Source organism: Paenibacillus validus NBRC 15382 (genome assembly GCF_004000985.1).
Taxonomy (GTDB): Bacteria; Bacillota; Bacilli; order Paenibacillales; family NBRC-103111; genus Paenibacillus_G; species Paenibacillus_G validus.
Genome location: NZ_BIMH01000111.1, coordinates 1 through 2,250, shown reverse-complemented (window position 1 = coordinate 2,250; position 2,250 = coordinate 1). Strand labels below are relative to the sequence as shown.

General features: G+C 44.8%; 1 protein-coding gene. It reads right to left on the bottom strand.

The annotated features are described in order from the left end of the window. Positions 1-111: 111 nt before the first annotated feature. The gene (locus PVA01S_RS26275) at positions 112-1,308 is read right to left on the bottom strand and encodes an IS110 family RNA-guided transposase (RefSeq protein ID WP_127610826.1); all 1,197 of its coding nucleotides are present in this window, start codon (positions 1,306-1,308) and stop codon (positions 112-114) included. Between the last annotated feature and the right edge of the window lie 942 nt (positions 1,309-2,250).

The following is a 2,250-nucleotide window of genomic DNA, read 5'->3' as shown; positions in this document are numbered from 1 at the left end:
CTCTTGAAAATCTAAGTATGTTGGAATTAGCCTTTAGACAATACGAAGCTAGACCCTTGCTATTCCGGTTTTTGAAGGGCCTCGGTTTGAACTATATGTATCAGCGTCAAATTAGGCCGGTTGTTCGATGCTGACTTTAACTCCCAGAGACTCTAATCGTTTGATCGACTGTTTGATCACAATATCTTTCCGGCGTTGGTCATAAAAATCGGCGCCCAGTTCAACATAGTCTTGTTCGCGAGTTAAAAGATAATAGGCGATCGTTAATATGGTATGGCCTACCGCTACGGCGGCACGATTGGCACCTCTGCGAGCGGCAATGCGATGATACTGAGCAGAAAGATACGTGTTTTTGGTTCTAGCGGCAGCTCGCGCCGCTTCGACTAGCGCATGGCGCAGCTTCTTGTTTCCTTTACGTGTTCGACCGGACTTTCGTTTTCCGGCACTTTCGTGGTTCCCTGGAGCCATCCCGGCCCACGAACACAAATGGGCAGCAGATGGGAATTGATTTCTTACGTCGGTACCGATTTCAGCCAAGATCTGTTCAGCGTTACGTCGACCGACACCGGGAATCGTATCCAATCGCTCCAGGTCTTTCTCAAAAGGGAGCATCCGCAACTTAACTTCTTCATCCAATTTGGAGATTTGCTCGTCGAGGAAATCAATGTGCTTCAATTGGGCGTCTAGCATGAGCTTCTGGTGCGGTCCGATCAGCCCTTGTAACGTACGCTCAAGGTCATCTTTCTTGTTTTTTAACCGTTTCTTGGCTAACTTGGATAACTCCTTGGGATCCTCCATCCCTTGGATCATAGCTTCAATCATAGCCCGCCCGGATACACCAAGTGTGTCCGCAGCCACCGAGGAGAGCTTGATATTCGCTCCTTCCAGTACCTTCTGAATCCGGCTGACTTCTCGGGAGCGTTCCTCAATCAAGCTTTGGCGATAGCGGACCAGTTCGCGCAATTCTCTCTGCTCTCGATTGGGAATAAAACTGCCTTGCAGCAGACCGTGCCGCAATATATTCACAATCCATTCGGCATCTTTCACATCGGTTTTTCGTCCCGGTACTGCCTTAATATGCTGAGCATTCACCACCATTACTTGAAGTTCTTCAAGCTCGAGAATGTTGTACACGGGCTTCCATAATACACCGGTACTTTCCATTGCCACATGAGTGCAACGATGACTTTTGATCCAGTCGGCCATCTGCATCAGATCATCTGTCATTGTACCGAAAGTCCGAATCTCTTTGCCTTTCGGTGTAAGAACGCATGCCGTAACGTTCTTCTTATGCACGTACGTTTCGATATCGAAAAAATGGAGATGGCTGTGAGTTATTACCTATGGTTAGGCCGACTCATTGATAAGTTTGAATCAGGAGAGATTTATAAATTTTTGCCAAAACATCCCTCAGACTGATAATTCGAAGATTAGGAGAGCCCACTTCTCGAGAGGACTCTTTGACTATATCGTCTTCTGGTATCGAATATAGGCTTGATGCATTGCTGGAAAATAACATTTCCCGTCAGTGCATGGACAATAACGGATTGAACTTTGGGCTCTTCCTGATCGTTAATGTGAAATGTTATCACGTGGCATATGATCAGCAAAGGTATCGGTAAATGGCCGAATTGAATTCATACAGGAGTACGCCATAATGTCTTCCAAAGGGTGCGGCAAGTTCGTCCCGTTGATAATGACCGCGCCTGCTTATTATAGCCTATCCAGTCTTTCATTGTGAAGTATATAAGGAGCTTGTTCATTTTTCACTCTATGAATGATTCTTACATATTCCCTCGGAGAAAAGGGATAGGAGAGGTCCATCGTAATTGTAGAATATCTGGTTGAATAGATGTTAAACGTGTAATTGTAGGGAGGCATATAAGTTCCATTGGAGCGCTGTTTGGTCATACGATGGTTCCATGCGCCTCCCGCCATGAGGATGAGTACAAATACGATAGCTGAAACGGTTATTTTTCGCGTTAGCATGAGGTTCGTCTCCTTTCTTTCCTAAGAGTAATCCCCTATATCTCCATCTTTCATTCCTCAAACGTAAAGATTTTTTTGACAACACGAGGTTGGGACGATATACTTAGCAACAGCAAATAAAAAATTAAATATAAGTTTTAATCGGAGGAGCCTGCCAACAACGGGCTCTTTTTGCGTTTTTTAGCTGTTCGACAATAATATAGATTTACTTTTCCTCAAAGCTGGAAATGATAAATACGTATAACACGCTTGATTAAGGAG